At 58.3% G+C, this 22,460-nt stretch carries 21 protein-coding genes; 11 read left to right on the top strand and 10 right to left on the bottom strand.

Going from position 1 to position 22,460, the window contains the following annotated elements:
* Positions 1–6: 6 nt before the first annotated feature.
* Positions 7–699 (top strand): GNAT family N-acetyltransferase, encoded by a 693-nt coding sequence (locus tag B2S33_RS09215; protein WP_242809954.1) that lies wholly within the window; start codon positions 7–9, stop codon positions 697–699.
* 56 nt (positions 700–755) lie between these two features.
* Here the strand turns inward: B2S33_RS09215 and oadA are convergent, their stop codons facing one another.
* Positions 756–2,564 (bottom strand): sodium-extruding oxaloacetate decarboxylase subunit alpha, encoded by a 1,809-nt coding sequence (gene oadA, locus B2S33_RS09210; protein WP_196110271.1) that lies wholly within the window; start codon positions 2,562–2,564, stop codon positions 756–758.
* 97 nt (positions 2,565–2,661) lie between these two features.
* On the bottom strand, positions 2,662–4,077 hold the full coding sequence (locus tag B2S33_RS09205) for an acetyl-CoA carboxylase biotin carboxylase subunit (RefSeq protein WP_288650177.1): 1,416 nt from the start codon (positions 4,075–4,077) through the stop codon (positions 2,662–2,664).
* A 190-nt stretch (positions 4,078–4,267) separates the two neighbouring features.
* Between B2S33_RS09205 and B2S33_RS09200 the strand changes: the two genes are divergently transcribed.
* Positions 4,268–5,230: a LysR family transcriptional regulator gene (locus B2S33_RS09200; protein WP_027913330.1), complete on the top strand. Its 963-nt coding sequence runs from the start codon at positions 4,268–4,270 to the stop codon at positions 5,228–5,230.
* On the opposite strand, the gene B2S33_RS09195 is transcribed toward B2S33_RS09200, so the two are convergent.
* Together B2S33_RS09195 and hexR are read right to left on the bottom strand one after the other, a co-directional pair.
* On the bottom strand, positions 5,172–5,390 hold the full coding sequence (locus B2S33_RS09195) for a PA3496 family putative envelope integrity protein (RefSeq protein ID WP_080992801.1): 219 nt from the start codon (positions 5,388–5,390) through the stop codon (positions 5,172–5,174). The two genes, B2S33_RS09200 and B2S33_RS09195, sit on opposite strands and share 59 nt — an antisense overlap.
* Before the next feature lie 122 nt (positions 5,391–5,512).
* Complete coding sequence (gene hexR / locus B2S33_RS09190) at positions 5,513–6,379, bottom strand: transcriptional regulator HexR (protein WP_023532857.1); 867 nt, start codon at positions 6,377–6,379, stop codon at positions 5,513–5,515.
* Between the two features lie 104 nt (positions 6,380–6,483).
* On the opposite strand from hexR, the gene zwf reads away from it, so the two are divergent.
* From zwf to B2S33_RS09165, 5 genes are all read left to right on the top strand, one after another.
* A complete protein-coding gene (gene zwf / locus B2S33_RS09185) occupies positions 6,484–7,926 on the top strand; it encodes a glucose-6-phosphate dehydrogenase (protein WP_280077914.1) in 1,443 nt (480 codons plus the stop codon).
* An 82-nt stretch (positions 7,927–8,008) separates the two neighbouring features.
* Positions 8,009–8,323: a hypothetical protein gene (locus B2S33_RS09180; RefSeq protein ID WP_027913328.1), complete on the top strand. Its 315-nt coding sequence runs from the start codon at positions 8,009–8,011 to the stop codon at positions 8,321–8,323.
* Positions 8,324–8,460: 137 nt separating this feature from the next.
* Positions 8,461–10,647: a DNA helicase II gene (gene uvrD, locus B2S33_RS09175; protein WP_059183518.1), complete on the top strand. Its 2,187-nt coding sequence runs from the start codon at positions 8,461–8,463 to the stop codon at positions 10,645–10,647.
* Between the two features lie 166 nt (positions 10,648–10,813).
* Positions 10,814–11,668 carry a Tim44 domain-containing protein gene (locus B2S33_RS09170; protein ID WP_288650176.1) on the top strand — a complete coding sequence of 285 codons (855 nt, stop codon included), beginning with the start codon at positions 10,814–10,816 and terminating at the stop codon, positions 11,666–11,668.
* Positions 11,669–11,948: 280 nt separating this feature from the next.
* Complete coding sequence (locus B2S33_RS09165; RefSeq protein WP_280076446.1) at positions 11,949–12,356, top strand: SMI1/KNR4 family protein; 408 nt, start codon at positions 11,949–11,951, stop codon at positions 12,354–12,356.
* A 76-nt stretch (positions 12,357–12,432) separates the two neighbouring features.
* On the opposite strand, the gene B2S33_RS09160 is transcribed toward B2S33_RS09165, so the two are convergent.
* The gene (locus B2S33_RS09160; protein WP_028686796.1) at positions 12,433–14,193 is read right to left on the bottom strand and encodes a cation:proton antiporter; all 1,761 of its coding nucleotides are present in this window, start codon (positions 14,191–14,193) and stop codon (positions 12,433–12,435) included.
* A 330-nt stretch (positions 14,194–14,523) separates the two neighbouring features.
* Between B2S33_RS09160 and B2S33_RS09155 the strand changes: the two genes are divergently transcribed.
* A complete protein-coding gene (locus B2S33_RS09155) occupies positions 14,524–15,009 on the top strand; it encodes an acyl-CoA thioesterase (protein ID WP_023532667.1) in 486 nt (161 codons plus the stop codon).
* Here the strand turns inward: B2S33_RS09155 and pdxY are convergent.
* Complete coding sequence (gene pdxY, locus B2S33_RS09150; RefSeq protein ID WP_028686797.1) at positions 15,006–15,878, bottom strand: pyridoxal kinase PdxY; 873 nt, start codon at positions 15,876–15,878, stop codon at positions 15,006–15,008. The genes B2S33_RS09155 and pdxY overlap by 4 nt on opposite strands.
* A 119-nt stretch (positions 15,879–15,997) precedes the next feature.
* Between pdxY and B2S33_RS09145 the strand changes: the two genes are divergently transcribed.
* Positions 15,998–16,390, top strand: coding sequence for a DUF3301 domain-containing protein (locus B2S33_RS09145; RefSeq protein WP_110606333.1), 393 nt, complete (start codon positions 15,998–16,000; stop codon positions 16,388–16,390).
* On the opposite strand, the gene B2S33_RS09140 is transcribed toward B2S33_RS09145, so the two are convergent.
* Genes B2S33_RS09140 through zigA form a run of 3 tightly spaced genes read right to left on the bottom strand, consistent with a single transcriptional unit; the run spans position 16,391 to position 19,228 of the window.
* Positions 16,391–17,362, bottom strand: coding sequence for a CobW family GTP-binding protein (locus tag B2S33_RS09140; protein ID WP_288650175.1), 972 nt, complete (start codon positions 17,360–17,362; stop codon positions 16,391–16,393). It abuts the gene before it with no gap.
* Between the two features lie 40 nt (positions 17,363–17,402).
* Positions 17,403–17,966, bottom strand: a complete 564-nt coding sequence (locus B2S33_RS09135; RefSeq protein ID WP_042139011.1) for a DUF1826 domain-containing protein — start codon at positions 17,964–17,966, stop codon at positions 17,403–17,405.
* Positions 17,967–18,019: 53 nt separating this feature from the next.
* Positions 18,020–19,228: a zinc metallochaperone GTPase ZigA gene (zigA, locus tag B2S33_RS09130; RefSeq protein WP_145278768.1), complete on the bottom strand. Its 1,209-nt coding sequence runs from the start codon at positions 19,226–19,228 to the stop codon at positions 18,020–18,022.
* A gap of 223 nt (positions 19,229–19,451) precedes the next feature.
* On the opposite strand from zigA, the gene folE2 reads away from it, so the two are divergent.
* Positions 19,452–20,363, top strand: coding sequence for a GTP cyclohydrolase FolE2 (folE2, locus tag B2S33_RS09125; protein ID WP_145278765.1), 912 nt, complete (start codon positions 19,452–19,454; stop codon positions 20,361–20,363).
* Here folE2 and B2S33_RS09120 read toward each other — a convergent pair.
* The gene (locus B2S33_RS09120; RefSeq protein WP_027913319.1) at positions 20,347–20,874 is read right to left on the bottom strand and encodes a DUF3617 domain-containing protein; all 528 of its coding nucleotides are present in this window, start codon (positions 20,872–20,874) and stop codon (positions 20,347–20,349) included. The genes folE2 and B2S33_RS09120 overlap by 17 nt on opposite strands.
* Positions 20,875–21,004: 130 nt before the next feature.
* Between B2S33_RS09120 and cls the strand changes: the two genes are divergently transcribed.
* Positions 21,005–22,444, top strand: a complete 1,440-nt coding sequence (gene cls / locus B2S33_RS09115; RefSeq protein ID WP_028686803.1) for a cardiolipin synthase — start codon at positions 21,005–21,007, stop codon at positions 22,442–22,444.
* Positions 22,445–22,460: the final 16 nt, after the last annotated feature.

Below are 22,460 nucleotides of genomic sequence, written 5' to 3'. Positions count from 1 at the left end.
GCCAGCATGAGCGATGCATTGAACTGGAAGCCGGCCAGCGCGCCCACGGCGCAGCCTATCGATGGGCATTTCATTCGCCTGGAGAAACTCGAGCCTGCACGGCATGGCGACGATCTATGGGAGGTGCTGCAAGGTGCGGCTGCCGATCCAGCGCTGTGGGACTACCTGCCTTATGGCCCATTTGCCGAGCGCGCTGGGTTCGACCGTTGGCTGCAAGCCAACGCTGCGGGTACAGACCCACTGTTCTTCACCGTCATCGATCGCACCTCGGGCCAGGCGCAGGGGCTGCTCAGCTTGATGTCGATCGTGCCCGATCATGGTCGCATCGAGATTGGTCACGTTGCCTTCGGAGCCGCGATGCAGCGAACGCCCAAGGGCACCGAGGCGGTGTATCTGCTGGCAAGACTTGGCTTTGCGCTCGGTAACCGACGCCTCGAATGGAAGTGCAACAACGCCAATGCTCGCTCCAGACGCGCAGCTGAGCGATTGGGCTTCGTTTTCGAAGGCGTGTTTCGAAAGCATCTGGTGGTTAAGGATCACAACCGGGATACCGCCTGGTATTCGATTACCGATGACGAGTGGCCGCAGGTGGCCGCCGCTTTCGAGCGCTGGTTGAGCGCTGAGAACCAAAGCCCGGCAGGTCAGTTGCGAACGCTCGAGGCATGCCGCCTGGCAAGCCCTTGTAGCAACGTACCCTGATAAAAAAGGGGAGCATTGCGCTCCCCCGAGGTTAACCCATGGTCAAGGGATCAGGTTCAGCCCTCGATCTCGATCAGGATTTCGCCCGGCGTCACGCGATCGCCCTTGGCCACGTGGATGGCCACGACCTTGCCCGCGATAGCCGCCTGCACTTCGGTTTCCATTTTCATCGCCTCGGTGATGAGCACAGCCTGCCCGGCTTTGACCGTATCGCCTTCCTTGACCAGCACATCGACGATGTTGCCAGGCATGGTGGTGCTGACATGGCCCGGGGCGCTGGCCTGCTTGCGCTTGCTGCTACCGCCGCTGACGAACTCGTTGAGCGGCTCGAACACCACCTCTTCCGGCATGCCGTCGATCGACAGGTAGAAGTGACGCTTGCCCTCTGCCTTGACGCCTACACCGGTGATGTCCACGCGGTAGGTTTCACCGTGCACATCGATCACGAATTCGGTTGGTACGCCTTCTCCGCCCGGGGCGGAAACGGCGCCGGCTTCAGGGATAGGCAGCAGCGCTTCGGGGGCCAGGGTGCCGGCCTCGCGCTCTTCCAGGAATTTGCGGCCAATGTCCGGGAACATGGCGAACGTCAGCACGTCCTCTTCACAGCGCGCCAGGGCCCCGATGTCGGCACGCAGCTTGGTCATCTCCGGTTTGAGCAGATCGGCCGGGCGTACATCGATCACCTCTTCGCTGCCGATCGCTTGCCGACGCAGTTGCTCGTTGACCACCCCCGGCGCCTTGCCGTAACCGCCTTGCAGGTACAGCTTCACCTCGTTGGTGATGGTCTTGTAGCGCTCACCGGCCAGTACGTTGAAGAATGCCTGGGTGCCGACGATCTGCGAAGTGGGGGTAACCAGCGGTGGAAAGCCCAGGTCTTCACGCACACGCGGGATTTCCGCCAGCACTTCGTTCATGCGGTTCAGCGCGCCCTGCTCCTTGAGCTGGTTGGCCAGGTTGGAAATCATGCCGCCTGGCACCTGGTTGACCTGCACGCGGGTATCCACGGCAGTGAACTCGCTTTCGAACTGGTGATATTTCTTGCGTACGGCATAGAAATACAGGCCGATCTCCTGCAGCAGCTCCAGGTCCAGCCCGGTATCGAACTCGCTGCCTTTGAGCGCCGCCACCATGGACTCGGTACCCGGATGGCTGGTGCCCCAGGCGAAGCTGGAAATGGCGGTGTCGATGTGATCAGCGCCGTTTTCCACAGCCTTGAGCTGACACATGGCAGCCAGGCCCGCGGTGTCGTGCGAGTGAATGAAGACCGGCAGCGACTGCTCGGCTTTGAGTGCCTTGACCAACTCGCCGGTGGCAAACGGGGTGAGCAGGCCGGCCATGTCCTTGATGGCGATCGAGTCGCAACCCATGGCCTCCATCTGCCTGGCCTGATTCACGAACGCCTCGATGGTGTGCACCGGGCTGGTGGTGTAGGCGATGGTCCCCTGGGCGTGCTTGCCCGAGGCTTTGACCGCCTCGATGGCCACACGCAGGTTACGCACATCGTTCATGGCGTCGAAGATGCGGAATACATCGATGCCATTGACGGCGGCCTTGGCGACGAATGCCCTGACCACATCGTCGCTGTAGTGACGGTAACCCAGCAGGTTCTGGCCGCGCAGCAGCATTTGCAGGCGCGTGTTGGGCAGTGCTGCACGCAGCTTGCGCAGGCGCTCCCACGGGTCTTCCTTCAAGAAACGCACACAAGCATCGAAGGTGGCGCCACCCCAGACTTCCAGTGACCAATAACCGACCTTGTCGAGTTTCTCGCAGATCGGCAGCATGTCTTCGGTGCGCATGCGGGTGGCCAACAGGGACTGGTGGGCGTCGCGCAGGATCGTATCGGTTACGTGAATCTTCTTGGACATTGTTATCTCCTCGTCGCGGCAAGCTTCGCGCCTCAGTCGGCCTGCACAGACGCGTTGGCGCCGGCTGGCAATCTGGGTTCGCAGCGTGCAGCTGTATTCAAATGCCTGCGTGGGCGGCGATGGCGGCAGCGATGGCCAGGGCCAGCTCTTCGGGTTTGCGCTTGATCGAATAGTTGGTCAGCTCCGGGTGGGTCTCAACGAAGCTGGTGTTGAACTGACCGCTACGAAATTCCGGATTACGCAGGATTTCCTGGTAGTACGCCGCGGTGGTCTTGACCCCCTGAACGCGCATGTCATCCAAGGCCCGCAGGCCGCGATCCATGGCCTCTTCCCACGTCAATGCCCACACCACCAGCTTCAGGCACATCGAGTCGTAGAACGGTGGAATGGTGTAGCCGGTGTAAATGGCGGTATCGGTACGTACACCTGGGCCACCCGGCGCGTAATAACGGGTGATCTTGCCAAAGCTGGGCAGGAAGTTGTTCTTCGGGTCTTCGGCATTGATCCGAAACTGCAGGGCATAACCACGGTGCTGGATATCTTCCTGCTTCACCGACAGGGGCAGGCCCGATGCGATGCGGATCTGCTCACGCACGATATCGATACCGGTGATTTCCTCGGTGATGGTGTGCTCGACCTGCACGCGTGTGTTCATTTCCATGAAGTACACTTCGCCACCGGCCAGCAGAAACTCCACGGTACCGGCATTCTCGTAGTCCACCGCCTTGGCTGCACGCACTGCCAGGTCGCCGATGTACGCGCGTTGCTCGGGCGTGAGTTGAGGGCTCGGAGCAATTTCGATGAGCTTCTGGTTACGCCGCTGGATGGAGCAGTCGCGCTCGAACAAGTGCACGACGTTGCCAAAGCTGTCGCCGAGAATCTGCGCCTCGATGTGCTTGGGGTTGACGATGCACTTTTCCAAGAACACTTCTGCTGAACCGAATGCCTTGGTGGCCTCGGAGATCACACGCGGGAAGTTCTGCTCCAATTCTTCACGGCTGTTGCAGCGGCGGATACCACGGCCGCCACCGCCCGACGTCGCCTTGAGCATGACCGGATAACCAATGCGGTCGCCTTCACTGAGCGCCTCGTGAATGTCGGCGACGTTACCCTCTGTGCCAGGGGTGACCGGAACGCCTGCGGCGATCATGGTGCGGCGCGCTTCGGTCTTGTCGCCCATGCGGCGAATCACGTCGGCAGCGGGCCCGATGAACTTGATCCCGCGCTCGGCGCAGATCTCGGCCAACTCCGCGTTTTCCGAGAGAAAACCATAGCCAGGGTGCAGGGCATCGCAGCCCGTTTCCACGGCCAGGTTCACCAGCTTGCGCGGGTTCAAATAACCGGCCAGTGGCTCTGCGCCAATGCTGTAAGCCTCGTCTGCACGCTTTACATGCAGCGCATGCCGGTCGGCGTCGGAAAAGATCGCTACCGAGCGGATGCCCATTTCGGCGCAAGCGCGCACGATCCGAACTGCAATTTCACCTCGGTTGGCGATCAGGATTTTTTTTATCACTGGATTCTTCCCAAAGCCGTATGAACAGTCGACACGGTTCTACCGGTCGGCGCGTGACCCGTTGTTGTTTGGCCAGTCGCAGATTCACCCTAGCGCTGTAGGTCGATAAACAAAAATCAATATTTGTTAGGGGCAGTATTAGCAAAAGCTTATAGTGAAGTTACAAGGTATTGCCGACGAGACGAATAAAATGCGTAAGTCCTTGATGCGTATGACATTGCGCCAGTTGCAGATCTTCAATGAGGTGTGTGACCTTCGCTCCTATAGCCGCGCGGCCGAAGAGATGGCACTCACGCAACCCGCCGTTAGTCTACAGATCCGCCAACTCGAAGAGCTGATTGGCCAGCCGTTGTTCGAATACGTGGGCAAGAAGTTGTACCTCACGGAAGCCGCCGAAGCGCTGCAACGCGCCAGTCACGACATCTTCGGGCGTCTGGAAAGCCTGGATATGCAGTTGTCGGACATGCAGGGGTCTTTGCAAGGGCAGTTGAAGCTGGCGATCGAGTCCAGCGCCAAGTACTTCGTGCCGCATCTGTTCGCGGCATTCAAGCAGCGCCATCCGGAGGTCAACTTGACCTTGACCGTGGTCAACCGGGCACAGGCCATCAGGCGGCTGTCCGATAACCGTGATGACCTGATCATCATGTCCATGGTGCCGCAGGACATGGGGCTGGACTTCCTGCCGTTCCTGAACAACCCGATCATCGCCGTCGCACCGCCCGAGCATGCCCTGTGCAGGCTGCCGCAGCTGCGCCTGCAGGACCTCGAGCCCCACACGCTGCTGGTACGCGAACAAGGCTCAGGCACACGCAAGGCCTGTGAGGAATATTTCAAGGAAAAGCGCGTGCACTTCACGCAAACCCTCGAAGTGGCCTCGGCCGATGCCCAGCGTGAATGCGTGATCGCCGGGCTGGGCATCGCGTTGTTGACCCGCCATGCCGTGAACATGGAGCTGGCCACGAGAAACCTAATCGAACTGCCCGTCGAAGAATTACCGCTGTACCGCAGCTGGTGCGTCGTTCAATCCAAGGCCAAGCGGCAATCGCCGGTCGCACTCGCCTTTCAGGCGTTCATACGCAGCGAGCGGTCACTGATCAGCGCATTGGTCGAGCGATTTTCAGGTCAGTCGGTGCCGCTGTCTGCCAGGCAGTGAGCCCTTCGAAGTCAGGGTAATCGGCGACATCACGCAGGAGCTGCCGTTGGTCACAGTAGCTTTCGATGGCGCGGCGATACGCCATGCGTCGCTGGTCCTTTTCCTGCTGCTTGCGAGCCTTGGCGTTAGGTTGGTAGATACCGTCGTGGTCACGAGCCATTGCCTGATTCCCAGAAAGGATGCGGAAGGCTCAGACTGACCCAGCGGTTTTACCGTTTGGAGGCGCGATGATGACAGCGTCGTGACCGATGATGGCTTCTACTCGAAGAACCGAAGCAGGCCTCAGTCGTCATGAGCCTTGATCGACTTGGGCGACAGTCGCAGGCTACGCAGGCTGCGCTTCACGCTCTTGAGGTGGTTGACCAGGCTTGGCCCGCGCGCCATGGCAACGCCCATGGCCAGCACGTCGATGACCACCAGATGGGCAATGCGCGAGGTCAGGGGCGTATAGATCTCGGTGTCTTCGTGAACGTCAATGGCCAGGTTGACCGTGGACAGTTCGGCCAACGGGGTCTGGCTGGGGCACAGCGTGATCAGATTGGCGCCGCTTTCGCGGACCAGGTTGGCCGTGATCAGCAAGTCCTTCGAACGGCCTGATTGCGAAATGCACACCGCCACATCGCCAGGCTTGAGCGTCACCGCAGACATGGCCTGCATGTGCGGGTCGGAGTACGCCGCCGCGCTGAGCAGCAAACGGAAGAACTTGTGCTGGGCATCTGCTGCCACGGCCCCGGATGCGCCGAAACCATAGAACTCCACACGCTGCGCCTGTGCCATGGCGCTGACGGCCTGCTGCAGCGCCTGTGGGTCAAGGTGCTCGCGTACCTCCATCAGGGTATGCAAGGTCGTGTCGAATATCTTCAGGCTGTAATCGGCGACGGAGTCGTCTTCATGAATAGCGAACTGACCAAAACTGGCCCCGGCGGCCAGGCTCTGCGCCAGTTTCAACTTCAGGTCCTGGAAACCCGAGCACCCGATGGCCCTGCAAAAACGCACAATGGTCGGTTCACTGATGCCGACACTGTGGGCCAGGTCTGCCATCGAGCTGTGCATGACGGCGGCTGGGTCCAGCAGCACATGATCGGCCACTTTCAGTTCCGATTTGCGCAGCAGGTGGCGCGATTGGGCGATATGTTGCAACAGATTCACGGGCTGGACTCGGGTTATGATCGACTGGCCGGGTTGTAGCTTTCTTGTAGTTATACTACATGGACGGCAACCCGCCCAGTTAAACGAACGTGGAGCGTGGTGGTTTGACTATTCCTTGCGACATTCTGGTCTTCGGTGGCACGGGTGACCTGGCCCTGCACAAGTTGCTGCCAGCGCTCTACCACCTGTTTCGCGAAAGCCGTCTGGACCCAGCCGTGCGGATAATCGCCCTGGCCAGACGCCACCTGCTGCGCGATGACTACCTCAAACTTGCAGAGCGACATTGTCGGGCACAAATCGCTCGCCGCGACTTCGACGAAGAAATCTGGCGTCGGTTTTGTGCACGGGTCGACTATTTCGCGATGGATGCGACACAGAGTGCTGATTTCGTTCGGCTGGCGCGCTACCTGGGTGAGCCAGGGGGCCTGATGCGGATCTTCTACCTTGCCACCGCGCCTTCGTTGTTCGCTCCCATTGCAAGTCATCTGCACATCGCCGGTCTCGCCGACAGCGAAGCACGTATCGTGCTGGAAAAGCCGATCGGTCAGTCCTTGTCGTCGGCCACTGCCATCAACGAAGCGATCGGAGCGGTATTTGAAGAGCGACAGGTTTTTCGTATCGACCATTACCTGGGCAAGGAAACCGTACAGAACCTCATGGCGCTGCGGTTCGCCAACGCACTGCTCGAACCCGTCTGGCGCAACGGCCAGGTCGATCACGTCCAGATAAGTGTCGGCGAGACGCTGGGCGTAGAAAACCGTGGCGGCTACTACGATCGTGCAGGCGCAATGCGCGACATGTTGCAAAACCATCTGCTCCAGCTGCTCTGCCTGGTAGCCATGGAACCGCCGGCCCAGTTCGAGGCGGAGGCAGTGCGTGACGAGAAGGTGAAAATACTGCGGGCGCTTCAGCCGATTACTGGGCAAGACGTTCAGGAGAAAACCGTTCGAGGTCAGTACGGTGCCGGGCACATCGGCGGTCAGGAGGTATGCGCGTACTACTTCGAAAAAGACGTCGACAATGACAGCGACACCGAGACCTTTGTCGCCTTAGAAGCACACATCGACAACTGGCGCTGGGCCGGGGTGCCGTTCTATTTGCGTACAGGTAAACGCATGGCAAGGCGTTCTTCGCAAATTGTGCTCCAGTTCAAACCCGTTCCGCACGAACTGTTCGAAGGGGGTCAGGTGAACCAGCTACTGATCCAGTTGCAGCCAGACGAGCGGATCAGCCTGCGGATGATGACCAAGACCCCAGGCAAGGGCATGCGCCTGGGGCCGGTCGATCTGGACTTGAACCTGGCCCAGGTTTTCAGCCAGACGCGCCGCTGGGAGGCCTACGAACGCTTGCTGCTGGACGTACTCGAAGGCGATTCGACCTTGTTCATGCGCCGGGATGAAGTAGAAGCTGCCTGGGCGTGGATTGACCCCATCATCGAAGGCTGGGAGGAGCATTTCCAGGCCCCGCGCTCGTATCCTGCCGGGAGCAGTGGCCCGGAGCAGGCCAATAGCCTACTGGCCCGACACGGCAGACACTGGCATGCATGAAGCGTTGCCCAATCGAAGGTTTCCTTGAAAGCAGCGACAGTAGCGATGCGCGTTTGCGCTACTTATCATCAAGGAGGCTCCCATGAGCACACTCAAGAACTTCGTTGCTTACAACCAGACCGCTGGCGGCCAAACGTCCTTCAGGGTTCACGGCGTCGTCACCGTTCCCAGCCCGGCGTACGAACCAGTGCTGGTCGAACCGGTCAGACGCCACCGAGGTGGCTGGGAGGTCCTGGAACTCAAGCTGGTAGACACCGGTGTCATCGCCATGTCAGTGATGACCGAAAAGACCGTTGAGTACGTCCATGAGGGCGCGAGCGGTTTCAAGACGCTGGAAATCATTCACGGAAGTGACAACCTGCGGATCGCCATCGAGGACATTCAAGCGCCCAACTGATGTAGGCGGCCCGGACGCCCAGGATCGAGCCTTGGCTTGACCCGGGCGCGATGGTCGCGATGAACGGCAGGGGATGAAGGTGAACATTTATACAGTAGGTGTTTGCCCCTGGCTCGGCCTCCCCCTAGAATGTCGAGATGAGCACAGATGACCTCTCCCTCCTGCTGAATTCCCTCAATGACGCCCAACGCCAGGCTGTAGCGGCCACGGTTGGGCGTCAACTGGTGCTTGCTGGCGCCGGTTCCGGTAAAACACGTGTGCTGGTGCACCGCATCGCCTGGCTTATCCAGGTGGAGCAGGCATCGCCGCATTCGATCCTGTCGGTGACCTTCACCAACAAGGCTGCTGCGGAAATGCGCCACCGGATCGAGCAACTGTTGGGCATCAACCCTGCAGGAATGTGGGTGGGGACATTCCACGGTCTGGCGCATCGGCTCTTGCGTGCTCACTGGCAGGAAGCGGGGCTTGTGCAGAACTTCCAGATTCTGGACAGCGACGATCAGCAGCGCCTGGTCAAACGGGTGATGCGCGAGTTGGGGCTGGACGAACAGAAGTGGCCGGCACGCCAGGCTCAATGGTTCATCAACGGCCAGAAAGACGAAGGCCTGCGCCCGCAGCACATTCAGCCAGGCGGCGACCTGTTCTTGACCACCATGCGCGACGTCTATACCGCCTATGAGCAGGCCTGCGAGCGCGCGGGTGTCATCGATTTTTCCGAGCTGCTGCTGCGCGCCCTGGATTTGTGGCGCGATCACCCAGGCCTGTTGGCCCACTACCAGCGCCGCTTCCGTCACGTACTGGTCGATGAGTTCCAGGACACCAACGCCGTGCAGTACGCCTGGCTACGTCTGCTGGCCCGCGGTGGTGACAGCCTGATGGCGGTGGGTGATGACGATCAGTCGATCTATGGCTGGCGCGGGGCGAAGATCGAGAACATCCACCAGTACACGGCCGACTTCCCAGATGCCGAGACGATCCGCCTGGAGCAGAACTACCGCTCCACCGGTGGCATCCTCAAGGCTGCCAACGCCCTGATCGCTAATAACAGCGGGCGTTTGGGCAAGGAATTGTGGACCGACATGGGTGAGGGTGAACCCATTACGCTGTACGCCGCCTACAACGAACATGACGAAGCGCGTTATGTGGTCGAGACCATTGAAAGCCTGATCAAGCAAGGCAACGCGCGTGACGAAATGGCTATTCTGTATCGCTCGAACGCCCAGTCGCGGGTGCTTGAGGAAGCCTTGCTGCGCGAGCGGATTCCGTACCGCATCTATGGTGGCCAGCGCTTCTTCGAGCGGGCAGAGATCAAGAATGCCATGGCCTACCTGCGACTGATTGAAGGCCGCGGTAACGATGCCGCGCTGGAGCGCGTGATCAACGTGCCGCCGCGCGGTATTGGCGAGAAAACCGTCGAGGCCATTCGCGAGCATGCACGTCACAGCCAGGTATCGATGTGGCAGGCGATGTGTCAGCTTATCGCAGCAAAGGCGCTCAAGGGCCGGGCTGCCAGCGCCCTGGGTGCATTCATCGAGCTGATCGACGGGCTTGCAGCCAAAGTCGAAGACATGCCGCTGCATACCATGACGCAAACCACCCTCGAACAATCCGGGCTGATCATCTATCACCAGGAAGAAAAAGGTGAAAAGGGTCAGGCACGGGTGGAAAACCTTGAGGAACTGGTTAGCGCAGCGCGCAACTTCGAATCGACCGAAGAAGACGCCGACCTCTCCCCACTGTCCGCCTTCCTGGGGCACGCTTCGCTAGAAGCCGGCGATACGCAGGCTGACGAGCACGAGGACAGTGTGCAGCTGATGACCTTGCACAGTGCCAAAGGCCTGGAGTTCCCCTACGTGTTCCTGGTGGGCATGGAGGAAGGCCTGTTCCCGCACAAGATGAGCCTGGAGGAGCCAGGTCGTCTTGAAGAAGAACGTCGCTTGGCCTACGTGGGCATCACCCGCGCCATGCGTCAGCTGGTCATGACCTATGCCGAGACAAGACGGCTGTACGGTAGTGAAACCTACAACAAGGTATCTCGCTTCGTACGCGAGATTCCTGCTGGTCTGGTGCAGGAAGTACGTCTGTCGAACAGCGTCAGCCGCCCGTTCGGCACCCCGAAGACCGCCCTCAACAGCCACCTGTTTGCCAATGCGGATATTCCCGAAACCGCATTCAGCCTTGGCCAGCGTGTACAGCATTCCGTTTTCGGTGAAGGGGTCATCCTGAATTTCGAAGGCTCCGGGGCCCAGGCACGTGTACAGGTCAATTTTGCCGAAGGCAGCAAGTGGTTGATGATGGGCTACGCCAAGCTTGAAGCCATCTGAAGGCAAGCATCGGGCCAGGGGCGCACCCAGGTTTGAACGCCTGCGCCGTTGCTTGCTCAAATAGGTCATACCAAGCAAAAGCTCGAAACATTATGTCGCTGGTCATATGCCTTGGAACATGTGCACCATGACGCGCGTGCAATCCACAACAGGGGATATCCCATTTATGCAACGTTTTCTTAGCATCGCACTGGCGCTCTGCGTCGGCCTGACGCTGAGCCTGGACGCCAACGCCAAGCGATTCGGCGGCGGCAAGAGCGCTGGCTCCGCGCCCATTCACCAGACCCGTCAAGCTACGCCGAACACGCCTGCCGCCGGGCCGACCGCTCCTGGCCGCGCACCGGCCGCCGCCAGCGGTGCTTCGCGCTGGTTGGGCCCTCTGGCGGGCTTGGCCGCCGGTGGTCTGCTGGCATCCATGTTCATGGGTGACGGCTTCGAAGGCTTCCAGATCATGGACTTCCTGATCATCGCGCTCATCGCCTTCCTGGTGTTCCGCTTCATCGCCGCACGGCGACGTCAGCAGCAGCCACACATGGCCATGCCTGGCAATGCCCCCATGCAGCGTGAAGCACAGGGTCAGCCTGCACAGCCAAACATCTTCGGCGGTTCGACTGCGCCGGCGGCAGCGCCATCGCCTGTCATCAACGCGCCAGCCTGGTTCAATGAACAAAGCTTCCTGGCAGCTGCCCGCAATCACTTCCAGTCGCTGCAGCAGCACTGGGACGCCAATGAAATGGACAAGATCGCCGAGTTCGTAACCCCGCAGATGCTCGAGTTCCTCAAGCGCGAGCGTGCCGAGCTGGGTGATGGCTTCCAGTCCACCTACATCGACAACCTCGATGTACAGCTGGACGGCGTCGATGAGCGTGACGACCGTACTGACGCTACTCTCACCTTCCGCGGCGTATCGAAGAACTCGCGCTTCGACCAAGGTGAACAGTTCAGCGAAAGCTGGCACATGGTACGTGCCAAGGGCGAAAACCAGCCTTGGCTGGTCGCGGGTATCCGTCAAAACGGTTAATCCGGTCCAAAAACCACGGGCGTATCCGTAAGCTATTACTTTTGGGGCTGCTCTGCAGCCCATCGCGGCAAAAGGCCGCTCCTGTAAGGTCTCGTGATGCCGTCAATTCGGGTGCCACGCGGTCAATGTAGGAGCGGCCTTGTGCCGCGATGGGCCGTAAAGCGGCCCCAACCATTTCAAGTGAACAGCATTCCGGGCCTACCGGGGTTTTTGCTTTTGCCATAGCGCACTACTAGGGTATAACCCGCAGCGTTGTCATCTAGGTCAGAGGAAGTGAATCGTGGAAGAAGTGATTGAACAACTCCGTGAAGCCAACGAGCCAGTACCGGTCCCCCTTGAGCTTCCAGACGAGGATCAGTTGGTTGAAATCGAAGAGCAGCTGTTCATCAACATTCCGTTCGTGTTCAAGGAGTTCCTGCTGAACGTCAGCGATGTGGTCTATGGCTCGCTGGAACCTGTCACGGTGACTGACCCTCAGTCACACACCTACCTCCCGGACGTTGCTGCAAATGCCTGGGACGCCGGGGTGCCTCGGGAACTGATTCCGCTGTGCCAGGATGGCGACAATTACTATTGCGTCGAGGAAGATGGCACCGTGGTGCTGTGGGATGCCGATGAGGAACTCGTCGGTGAGGACAACTGGGAATCGGTTTGGCATTGGGCACGGGACGTGTGGCTAGAGAGCTGATCAGCCTCACCCCCACCTCGGTCGAAGGACCTTGCGGGCCGTGATTACGGCCCGTCTGCAGCAGACGCCACTGGGGTCAGTGGCCGTTGTCCCGATTGTTCTCCAGCGTTTCGAGTAACGCAATCTGCATGCGTGTATGCACCCGGATGAACCAACGCCATAACAAAGCGACCACCACCGCTGCCACGATGGCAATGATCAGCAATAGCTCGTTGGTGGGTAGAATGCTCGCCGACAACGCCGACAGCAGCAAAAAGATCACCAGCAGCGAAATCAGCGGAATGACTTCAGCAATCACGCGCCGTACGCGCTGAGTATGGCGCCCAGCCATTTCAGGCTTGACGCCCATTTCGGCCAGCAGCATCGATAGCGCTTTGAGTTTGCGGTAAGCCGCGATCAGAAAAGGTAGCGAAAGCAGTAATGCAGCCCCCCAGATCACCGCCTTCTGCTGGCTCACATCGCTGATCCACTGGCTGAGCCAAGTGCCAAGCCGCCCTGCGAAGTAACCGCCGCTGAAGAATATGGCGATGACCAACGCCAGGTTCACGCCGACCTGCAACAATATGCGCCGTATCATCGCCGCCACCAGGGCACTCTGGCCCTGAGGCTGGATGTTGCGCAGCCACTCCCCATACAAGGACAGCACGCGAGCCAGCCGCCCAGGCACTACGTTACCCAGTTTTATCGACAGCGGATCAGCGGCACGAATCAGATACGGTGTCAGTAGCGTGGTAATGGCCGAGACGGCGACCGCCACCGGGTAGAGGAAGTCGCTGGTGACCTGCAGGGTCATCCCTAAGGCCGCAATGATGAATGAAAACTCGCCGATCTGAGACAGGCCCATACCCACCCGCAACGAGGTGCGCCCGTCGTTTCCCGCGATGAAAGCGCCCATGCCACAGGACAGCATCTTGCCCAGTACAACGGCCAAGGTAATGACCACAATCGGCCAAGCGTAGTCGACCAATACCTGCGGATCGATCATCAAGCCAATTGCGACGAAGAATATGGCGCTGAACAAATCCCTGACAGGTTCGATCAGACGCTCGATTTTCAACAACTGCCGCGACTCGGCCATGATGGCACCAATCAGGAAAGCCCCCAAGACCATGCTGTATTCGAGTTTCACGACCAGCAGACAGAATCCGAAGCACAGACCCAGCACTGTGATGAGCAGCATCTCGTTACTTTCGAACTTGGCCACATAAGCCAGTACGCGCGGTACCAGAAGAATGCCGATCACCAAGGCAACGATCATGAACAAGGACAGCTTGCCGACGGTTGAAAAGACCTCCCCCGAACTGACGGTGCCGCTGACGGCGATACCCGACAGCAGTGCGATGATGCCGATACCCAGGATGTCTTCGACAATCAACACGCCGAATATCAGCTGTGCAAACCGTTCGTTCTTCATCTTCAGGTCATTGAGGGCCTTGACGATGATCGTGGTCGAGGAAATGGCGAGAATGGCGCCCAGGAACAAGGAGTCCATGGTGTTCCAGCCGAACCAACGCCCAATCTCGAAGCCGATCCAGATCATCAATACGATTTCCAGAAAAGCTGCTATGAAGGCCGTGGCGCCAACTTTGAACAGCTTGCGCAGGCTGAACTCGAGGCCCAGGCAAAACATCAGGAAAATCACGCCAAGCTCGGCGAGCGTTTTGATGGTGTCTTCGTCGTGAATCAGGCCGAAGGGGGGCGTGTGGGGGCCTATGATGAAACCGGCGACGATATAACCGAGCACCACTGGCTGCTTGAGACGGTGAAAAACAATGGTGACCACGCCTGCAACCAGCATGATGACCGCCAGGTCCTGAATGAAGCTGATGGCATGCATGACGTGATTCTCCTTCTCTCGTCTTGGGCTGTGCTAACGGGCAGGTCGCGCCTGCGCCGAGGCGGGCCCAAGCAAGCAGCGAGTACACACTGTATTCATTGAAAGCGTGCCCATGTTGCATGGGCGTACTCAGATTAACATCGCGCCTTCCCATGAACTGTCGATGCAATATGATGAAACAGATCGACTGCTATCAGGCCGTCACTGGCATAAACAGCGTGACGCTTCAAAGCATGGGAGCGTCCCGTTAAACGCAGGCTGTCGCTTCAACAGAACAGAGCGCCTGCTAGCCTTTGGCGCGATTGCGCACACTCTTACCGTGAGCATTTTATGGAACCTGGAAACGCCCAGCTGAGCATGACCGTCTTGATGACACCCGACATGGCGAATTTCTCTGGCAACGTACATGGCGGAACGCTGCTCAAGTACCTCGACGAAGTCGCGTATGCGTGTGCCAGCCGCTATGCAGGCTCCTATGTAGTCACGCTGTCAGTCGACCAGGTCATCTTTCGCGAGCCGGTGCATGTAGGCGAGCTGGTCACTTTCCTGGCGTCGGTGAACTACACCGGCAATACTTCCATGGAGGTCGGTATCAAGGTCGTTACCGAGAACATCCGTGAACGCTCGGTGCGCCATTCCAACAGCTGCTTTTTCACCATGGTGGCCGTGGACGATAATCGACGGCCAGTTTCGGTTCCCCCGCGTCAACCGCAGAGTAGCGAAGAGAAACGCCGATTCCTGCAAGGCCAGCAGCGACGGCAGATTCGCCAGGAACTGGAAAAGCGCTATCAGAACCTGAAAACCGACGGCGTCTAGGCGTTCAACAACCTCGCTTCAAAACGTACGCGCGGGTGGGCGATGCGGTCCTGGGCACGTATCAGCTGCAGCTCGTAACTGGCGCAGGCCTGAGTTTCCAGCAGTACTTCATGTACGGCGGAGGCTGCAAACTCGAATGCCTGTTCCCAGCTGTCGCCAAGCAGCACCCGCGCCATGAACAAACCGGAAGTCAGGTCACCCACGCCTACCGGTTGCTTGGGGAAGGCCAGCAGCGGGCGGCGCAAATGCCAGCTGTGTTCGGCCGTCACCAACAGCATCTCGAACTGGTCCTCTGCGCGCCCCGGGTAAGCCAGGTGCTTGACCAGCACAACCTTGGGCCCTTTGAGCAGAAGACTGCGAGCCATGCCTACGCAATCCTCCAGTGATGCCGCGCGCCGGCCACAGAAGCTGTCCAGCTCCAGCTGGTTAGGGCACAGGATGTCAGCCTTTGTGACCGCTTGTTCCAGCAAAAACTGGCTAACCTGTGGCGATACGATGCACCCCTTTTCAGGATGGCCCATGACTGGATCGCACAGGTACATCGCCCTCGGGTTGACGGCCTTTATTCGCGCCACGCCTTCCAGAATCGCGCGCCCCTGCTCGGCACTGCCGAGGTAGCCCGAGAGCACGGCATCACACTCCCCCAGCTCACCGATGTTGGAAATGCCTTCCACCAACGCTGGAATTTGCGTTGGAGCAAGCACGTCTCCGCTCCACTGGCCATACTGAGTGTGATTGGAGAACTGCACCGTGTTGAGCGGCCACACATTGATGCCGATACGCTGCATGGGGAATACCGCAGCGCTGTTGCCGGCGTGGCCGAACACCACATGGGACTGGATGGCGAGCAGGTGCGGGGTACGTTTCATGCGAGTCATTTCCAAAGCTGTTCAAGAATCATGCAACGCGCAGTATGAACGTGATTGCCACCTGTACGACAGGCCAGGGACGCAGTTAAGCTGAATCGATCGGTTGGGAGCCTACGCACATGTTGACCCTGGAGAACCTGTTAGTCCTGATGGTGATGGCCACGGCAGGCGCTTGGCTGTGGCACAACCACGGTCTGCGCGAGAAGGCCTTGGAAAGGGTCAAACAGCATTGCGCAAAGCTTGACCTTCAGTTGCTCGATGACGCCGTCGCGCTCAAACGTATTGCCTTCGTGCATGATGCCAAGGGTCGCAAGCGCCTGGCACGTCTCTATGGCTTCGAATTTACCGTGACAGGGGAGCAACGTCACCCTGGTACCGTGACTCAGTTCGGCGCGCACAGCATGCAGATAGAGCTGGCACCCTACCCCTTCGAAATCAAGACGCCCCCGCGGGCGGACAATGTGATCGAAATGCAGCAGTGGCGCCAGCAACATGACCGTTGGCACAACTGATCAAGGCATGAGGCAGCTCTGCAAGCGGGCTTCCAACTCGTCCACAGGCTGAGGCTTCTCGAAAATCAATTCCATGCGACTGTCGGCTGTCCATTCACTGGGCTGCCAGGGCGCCAACTTGCCTTCGAGTGCATTGAACGAGCATCTGCCTTGTGCTGTGTGGATAACACCCTTGGCACGCCTCCACTTCAGCGACTTCAATAGCTCATCTATGGCCTGTGGATAAAAGCGCTGCTGGGGGTGCCAGCGCCAGCCTATGCTCCATCCATCCTCTCCTTGAACTACCTGACGTATCGGCTCGCGCCGGTCTGCCCAAAGAGCACGCATGGCATTCGGTGGATTGTCGACAATCCCGATATCGCTATCAGGGCTGTCAACAATCTTGTTTTGATAGACAGGCAGACTATTGAAAGGAAGCTGACCTTGCATCGTCCATATCAGCCTTTTCCCTGGGAATTCTTTATTTATCAACAGCTTGAAATCTTTATCCACAGACTCCGACTTATTGATAACCAGGGTTTCACAGGCTTCCAACGCGGCTGATTGAGCAGTTGGTAACGGCCTGCCACTGCGCAGAGATGCGGGTGTGATGACGACTATCAACGGCTGAATTGTCAGCACATCAGTCCAAGGCGCTTGGGCCAATTGATCAAGCAATTGAAGAGGATGGCCCAGCCCGGAGGGCTCTATGAACAGTCTGTGCGGCTTGCACTGGCGCAGAAGCCTACCCAGCCCTACCTGGAACGGAACCCCATTGACGCAGCACAAGCAGCCTCCTGCGACTTCGGCGATAGAGATACCGTTCTGGCTTGTGGACAAGAGTGCCGCATCCAGCCCTACTGCCCCGAATTCATTGACCAATACGGCCCAGCGTTCGTGGTCAGGCTTTTGCTGTAGCAGGTGATGAATCACCGTCGTTTTGCCGGCCCCCAGCGGGCCAGCAATGACATGGGTGGGAATATTGCGAAGCATGATGGTTCTTCAAGCAGGCGGTTTGCTCAACTATGCGCTGTCAGGCTAGCCAGTCAAGCGTAAGCAACAGTCGCGGTGGACCTGACGGGGAACGATGTACGACGCCTGCGCCTTCATTGCCCTCCCAGCGCTCGCCCTTGAACAAGGCAACGTCACCTGTATTCAGTCGCATCACCTTATCCACAGCAGCATTGCCTGTGGACAACGCAGCTCGCGCTACTGCCTGCTCCGGTAGATATTCACTCCCCGGACCCGCGTAAGTGGTAATTAGCCTCAGTGGAACGTTATCCACATGAAAGCGTGGGCACATCGGACTGGTCAGTGCACGTATGCGCAAACCTACGCGATGCGCTCCAAGCAAACAGCTATAAGCCGAAACCAACCACGTGACATCCGCGACGAAAGCGTCATAGCCGTGGATATCCACAGCCTCGTACAGCAGCCCCTCAATCACTGGGACCTGATGCTCGTCGACCTCGATCACACGCTGGTCTGTTATCGATCCTCCAAGCCCCGCCACAACCTCTGAAAAGTCTTGCAGCTGAGGTGGAAGTTGCCGCTGCCAGACTGCGAGGTTGACACCCTCTTGCAGGACTTCTGCCATTGATTGAGGCGTGTGTCCAAACACCTGGCGGATATCCACAGCCACTGACGTACTCACGCTGCCACCTGTTCGTCCCAGGGGCCGAATGGGTCAGGAAAACGCAGCCAACCCATGGGCTCGAGTGCCATTTCTTCATCCGTCAACAGGCACTGATCAAGGGCTGTGGATAATTTGGCCACGTCCATATTTTGCCCTATGAATACCAATTCCTGCCGGCAGTCGCCAGTATCCGGTAACCAATGTTCGAGAATGGCAGCAACGTTATCCACATCCTCAGGCCACTGTTCACGGGGAACGAAACACCACCAACGACCCGCCAGCCCATGGCGCATCATGCCGCCTGCCTGGGACCAACTGCCCGCTTCTTTATATTTGCTCGCCAACCAGAAGAACCCTTTGGAACGCAGTAACCGGCCATTACTCCAGGGTGTGTGTACAAAGTCATGGAACCGCTGCGGATGAAAAGGCCGGCGTGCGGTCCAGGTAGTGGCTTGGATGCCATATTCTTCTGTTTCCGGTGTATGTTCACCGCGCAGCTCCTTCAGCCAGCCAGGCGCTTGCGCCGCCTGGTCGAAGTCGAACAAGCCAGTATCCAGAATCCTGGCAAGGGGAACCTGACCCATGACCATGGGAATGATCTGGGCTCGGCGGTTCAGGCTCCGGAGGATAGCTGAAAGCTCCTCCCGCTCGGCCTGACTAACCAGATCGATTTTGCTCAACAGCACCACGTCAGCGAACTCTACCTGCTCGATCAGCAAGTCGCTGATCGAACGTTCATCGTCATCCCCCAATGCCTGGCCACTGCTTTCCAGGCTCTCTGCGGCTTGGTAATCCCGCATGAAATTCAAGGCATCCACCACGGTGACCATGGTGTCGAGACGCGCCAGATCCGACAGGCTGCGGCCTTGCTCATCACGAAAGGTAAAGGTTTCAGCCACAGGCAACGGCTCTGAGATACCGGTCGATTCAATCAGCAGGTAATCGAAGCGCCCCGCCTCGGCCAGCCGTGCAACCTCTTCAAGCAGATCTTCACGCAACGTGCAGCAGATGCAGCCATTGCTCATTTCCACCAGCTTTTCTTCGGCGCGGTTAAGGGTGACATTGCGCTGAACTTCGCTGGCGTCAATGTTGATCTCACTCATGTCATTGACGATAACCGCGACACGAAGCGCTTCGCGATTGCGCAGCACATGGTTGAGAAGCGTGCTTTTGCCTGCGCCCAGAAAACCGGAGAGCACAGTGACAGGAAGACGATTGGACATGGCAAAACCTCATCACACAGGCGCATTCGAAACGATGCATTGCATAATGTTATAAAGTAACAATACAATTTAGCCAAGCGGTTCCTGACGAATGCTCGGTGCGGTGAACTGGGAATTGACCAGCTCATTTCACAGCGCAGTACCAACGGCTCTGCCGTTACCTCACACGACCCATCAGCAGTGGACCCAATGTTCCACATACACGCATAGCCTTGGAAATCCCATGTCCCAATTCCAGCCCCAGCTTCCTGACGTCGCTGCACAACACATGAACTCAACCACACCGTTGGACTGGGTAGGAATGTGTGGGATAGCCATGCCAATGCAGATTGGAGGCCGTCAGGTAGCGGCTACAGTGGATGCTGGGGTGAATTTGGTAGATGGCAGCTCACGCGGCATACACATGTCGCGTCTGTACCTAGCGCTTGAAGATCTTGAGCATGAGCCGCTGCGCCCGCTATCGCTGCGTCGCCTTTTGGCGAGTTTTCTCAGCAGCCATGATGGGCAATCATCTGCGGCATATGTGCGCCTGAGCTTCCAACACCTACTCAGGCGGCCTGCGCTGGTTAGTCCTCTGGCTGGGTGGAAAAGCTATGACGTCGAGATCGATGCACGGATCGAACGTGAAATGTTCCACGTGGAACTATCTGTTTTAGTGCCTTATTCGTCTACATGCCCATGCTCGGCAGCGCTCGCTCGACAGCTTATCCAGCAACGGTTCCACGCTCGATTCGGCTCAGGAACTTTGGACAGCGAAGAGGTATTGGCATGGTTAGGGACTTCGGATGGCATCGTAGCAACGCCTCACAGCCAGAGGAGCATGGCGAAGATAAGCGTTAGGCTTGAGGATAATCATCCTGAGCTTCCCATAACCGAGGTCATAGATGCGGCCGAGCAAGCCTTGGGCACTGCGGTACAAACTGCGGTAAAGCGCGCCGATGAACAAGCATTTGCGTTGGCGAACGGACAGAACCTGATGTTTTGCGAGGACGCAGCGAGACGCTTGTATCAAGCGCTAAGTACTATCGAATGGATTAAAGGGTTCAAGACGCGCGTGGAACATGCTGAAAGTCTGCATGCCCACGACGCCGTAGCAACTGGCCAGTGGCAGTGGAACATCACGTCCGAGGCTTGACCGTACCGCAATCATTGCCCAGCCATACCGCACGTGTATTCATGCTGCCCTGCTGCTGAACACCCGACGCATTGAACGTGCCACTCACTTGGGTGGTGAACTCCTTGTCACTCAGGAAGGTGGCCTGGCCATTACCCTGGGCTTTGGGGCAGCTGAATTGAAACTTCCAAACGTTACCGGTGCGGTCAGTGATCTTCTGAGTGCAGCCGGACTTTGGATCCTGCAGCGGAATGTCGTTGGTTGCCACCTGCTGAGGGGTGAGGCAGGAGCGCACCCCTTTACCACCTACAGTGACACCTTGCTTGGCAAGCATGCCTTCCATCATCGCCCGTTGATCGGGCGGTAGGTTCTTCAACTGGCTGAGCATGAAATCCATATCAGGTAGCGGCTTACCGTCGACCTGCATATTGCTAGTGGTCAGCTCCCACAAGCCGGGTTGAAGCATCTGGGCCTGGGCTGTGACGCTGCCTGCGCACAAGGCCAGCGCCAGCAACGGCATACGAATTTTCATGGAAATCACACTCCTGGAAATGTCGGTCATCCCGACGATGTTTGGGTTAGACGTTGAAACGAACCGCTTGTTGCAGGCGAACCACGTTCGTGTTCTGTTACCTAAGGTGTATTCAACGAGCAGGATGCATATGGATTACCACAGCCCCCTTTTTTTTGGCTACCTACTCGGCGTGATTCATCTGCTGGGTATTATCGCCGCGCTGCATGCGTTGTTCACAGTCCGTACTGCTCAAGGCGCCATTGCCTGGGCAATGCCACTTTTTTTCATTCCCTACCTGACGCTTATCCCCTACCTGATATTCGGTGCGCGCTCTTTCAATGCCTACATCAAGGCCAGGCGCCAAGCCAATCAGGAAATGCATGTCGCCATGGCCAGTTTGAATTGGCGCCCATGGGTCGAAGAAGCGCTGGCCGCGCGCGCATCGGACAGCTACGCCGCTTTGCGCGCCATGCCCAAACTCAGTCGAATGCCATGTCTGGCCAATAATCAGGTCGAGCTGTTGATTGATGGCAAGCGCACGTTCGAGGCGGTTTTCGAAGCCATCGATAAAGCGACACGCGTCGTACTGGTGCAGTTTTTCATCATCCATGACGATGCACTTGGGCGAGCCTTGCAACAATTGCTGCTGCGCAAGGCGGCCGAAGGCGTTCAGGTATTTGTATTGTATGACGGTGTCGGCAGCCATTCCCTGCCCCGCCACTACAGCCAGCAGCTTCGTGCGGGAGGTGTGCAAATACATGCATTCGCTACCCGTCGGGGCCTGTTCAATCGCCTTCAAGTCAACTTCCGCAATCACCGCAAGATCGTCGTGGTAGATGGGTTGGTCGGCTTTGTAGGTGGTCACAATGTCGGCGACGAGTACCTGGGGGCCAACCCCAAGCTTTCACCCTGGCGAGATACACACGTGCAAATCAGCGGGCCAGTGCTAGCGTGCCTACAGGAATCGTTCGCTGAAGATTGGTACTGGGTAACCCGGCAGTTGCCTCCCCTGATCCTCCAGGACACCTATCCCGATGACGGTGTGCTGTGCCAGGCATTGGCCAGCGGCCCTGCAGACTCCAAGGAAACCTGCTCGCTGTTCTTTCTAGAGGCAATCCACTCGGCCAAGCATCGAGTCTGGATAACCAGCCCGTATTTCGTGCCCGATGAAGCGGTATTCGCCGCCCTGCGTTTGGCGGCACTACGCGGTGTAGATGTGCGGGTCCTGATCCCGTCTCGCCCGGACCACAAGATCGTATACGCCGCCTCCAGCCTGTTCGCATTCGAAGCGGTGCGCGCCGGTGTTCGCATGTTCCGTTATCAACCTGGGTTCCTGCACCAGAAGGTCGTGTTGGTGGATGACGACATAAGTGCTGTCGGCAGCGCCAATCTCGATAATCGATCGTTCCGTCTCAACTTCGAGATCACGTTGCTCACCATCGACAAGGCATTCGCCGATACGGTCGAACGCATGCTCAACAAAGACTTTGCCAACGCGCGGGAGATTACGGTCGAGGAAACAGAGGCCACCCATCGGTTACAGCAAGTGGGCATGCGCATCGCAAGGTTGATTTCACCGGTATTGTAAAGCGCGCCAAGGGGCG

This window comes from Pseudomonas sp. UBA5568 (assembly GCF_002425525.1).
Classification (GTDB): domain Bacteria; phylum Pseudomonadota; class Gammaproteobacteria; order Pseudomonadales; family Pseudomonadaceae; genus Aquipseudomonas; species Aquipseudomonas fulva.
The sequence above is the reverse complement of the archived record's forward strand: the minus strand, read 5'-3'. Positions and strand labels throughout refer to the sequence as shown.

Coding starts and splice junctions, on each gene's coding strand:
- uvrD (WP_059183518.1), top strand. CDS start 8,461: ATGAGCACAGATGACCTCTCCCTCCTGCTGAATTCCCTCAATGACGCC.
- cls (WP_028686803.1), top strand. CDS start 21,005: ATGGATTACCACAGCCCCCTTTTTTTTGGCTACCTACTCGGCGTGATT.
- pdxY (WP_028686797.1), bottom strand. CDS start 15,878: ATGAAACGTACCCCGCACCTGCTCGCCATCCAGTCCCATGTGGTGTTC.
- B2S33_RS09215 (WP_242809954.1), top strand. CDS start 7: ATGAGCGATGCATTGAACTGGAAGCCGGCCAGCGCGCCCACGGCGCAG.
- B2S33_RS09140 (WP_288650175.1), bottom strand. CDS start 17,362: ATGCTTCGCAATATTCCCACCCATGTCATTGCTGGCCCGCTGGGGGCC.
- oadA (WP_196110271.1), bottom strand. CDS start 2,564: ATGTCCAAGAAGATTCACGTAACCGATACGATCCTGCGCGACGCCCAC.
- B2S33_RS09180 (WP_027913328.1), top strand. CDS start 8,009: ATGAGCACACTCAAGAACTTCGTTGCTTACAACCAGACCGCTGGCGGC.
- B2S33_RS09155 (WP_023532667.1), top strand. CDS start 14,524: ATGGAACCTGGAAACGCCCAGCTGAGCATGACCGTCTTGATGACACCC.
- B2S33_RS09200 (WP_027913330.1), top strand. CDS start 4,268: ATGCGTAAGTCCTTGATGCGTATGACATTGCGCCAGTTGCAGATCTTC.
- B2S33_RS09145 (WP_110606333.1), top strand. CDS start 15,998: ATGTTGACCCTGGAGAACCTGTTAGTCCTGATGGTGATGGCCACGGCA.
- B2S33_RS09135 (WP_042139011.1), bottom strand. CDS start 17,966: ATGGCAGAAGTCCTGCAAGAGGGTGTCAACCTCGCAGTCTGGCAGCGG.
- B2S33_RS09160 (WP_028686796.1), bottom strand. CDS start 14,193: ATGCATGCCATCAGCTTCATTCAGGACCTGGCGGTCATCATGCTGGTT.
- B2S33_RS09120 (WP_027913319.1), bottom strand. CDS start 20,874: ATGAAAATTCGTATGCCGTTGCTGGCGCTGGCCTTGTGCGCAGGCAGC.
- folE2 (WP_145278765.1), top strand. CDS start 19,452: ATGTCCCAATTCCAGCCCCAGCTTCCTGACGTCGCTGCACAACACATG.
- B2S33_RS09170 (WP_288650176.1), top strand. CDS start 10,814: ATGCAACGTTTTCTTAGCATCGCACTGGCGCTCTGCGTCGGCCTGACG.
- B2S33_RS09195 (WP_080992801.1), bottom strand. CDS start 5,390: ATGGCTCGTGACCACGACGGTATCTACCAACCTAACGCCAAGGCTCGC.
- zigA (WP_145278768.1), bottom strand. CDS start 19,228: ATGTCCAATCGTCTTCCTGTCACTGTGCTCTCCGGTTTTCTGGGCGCA.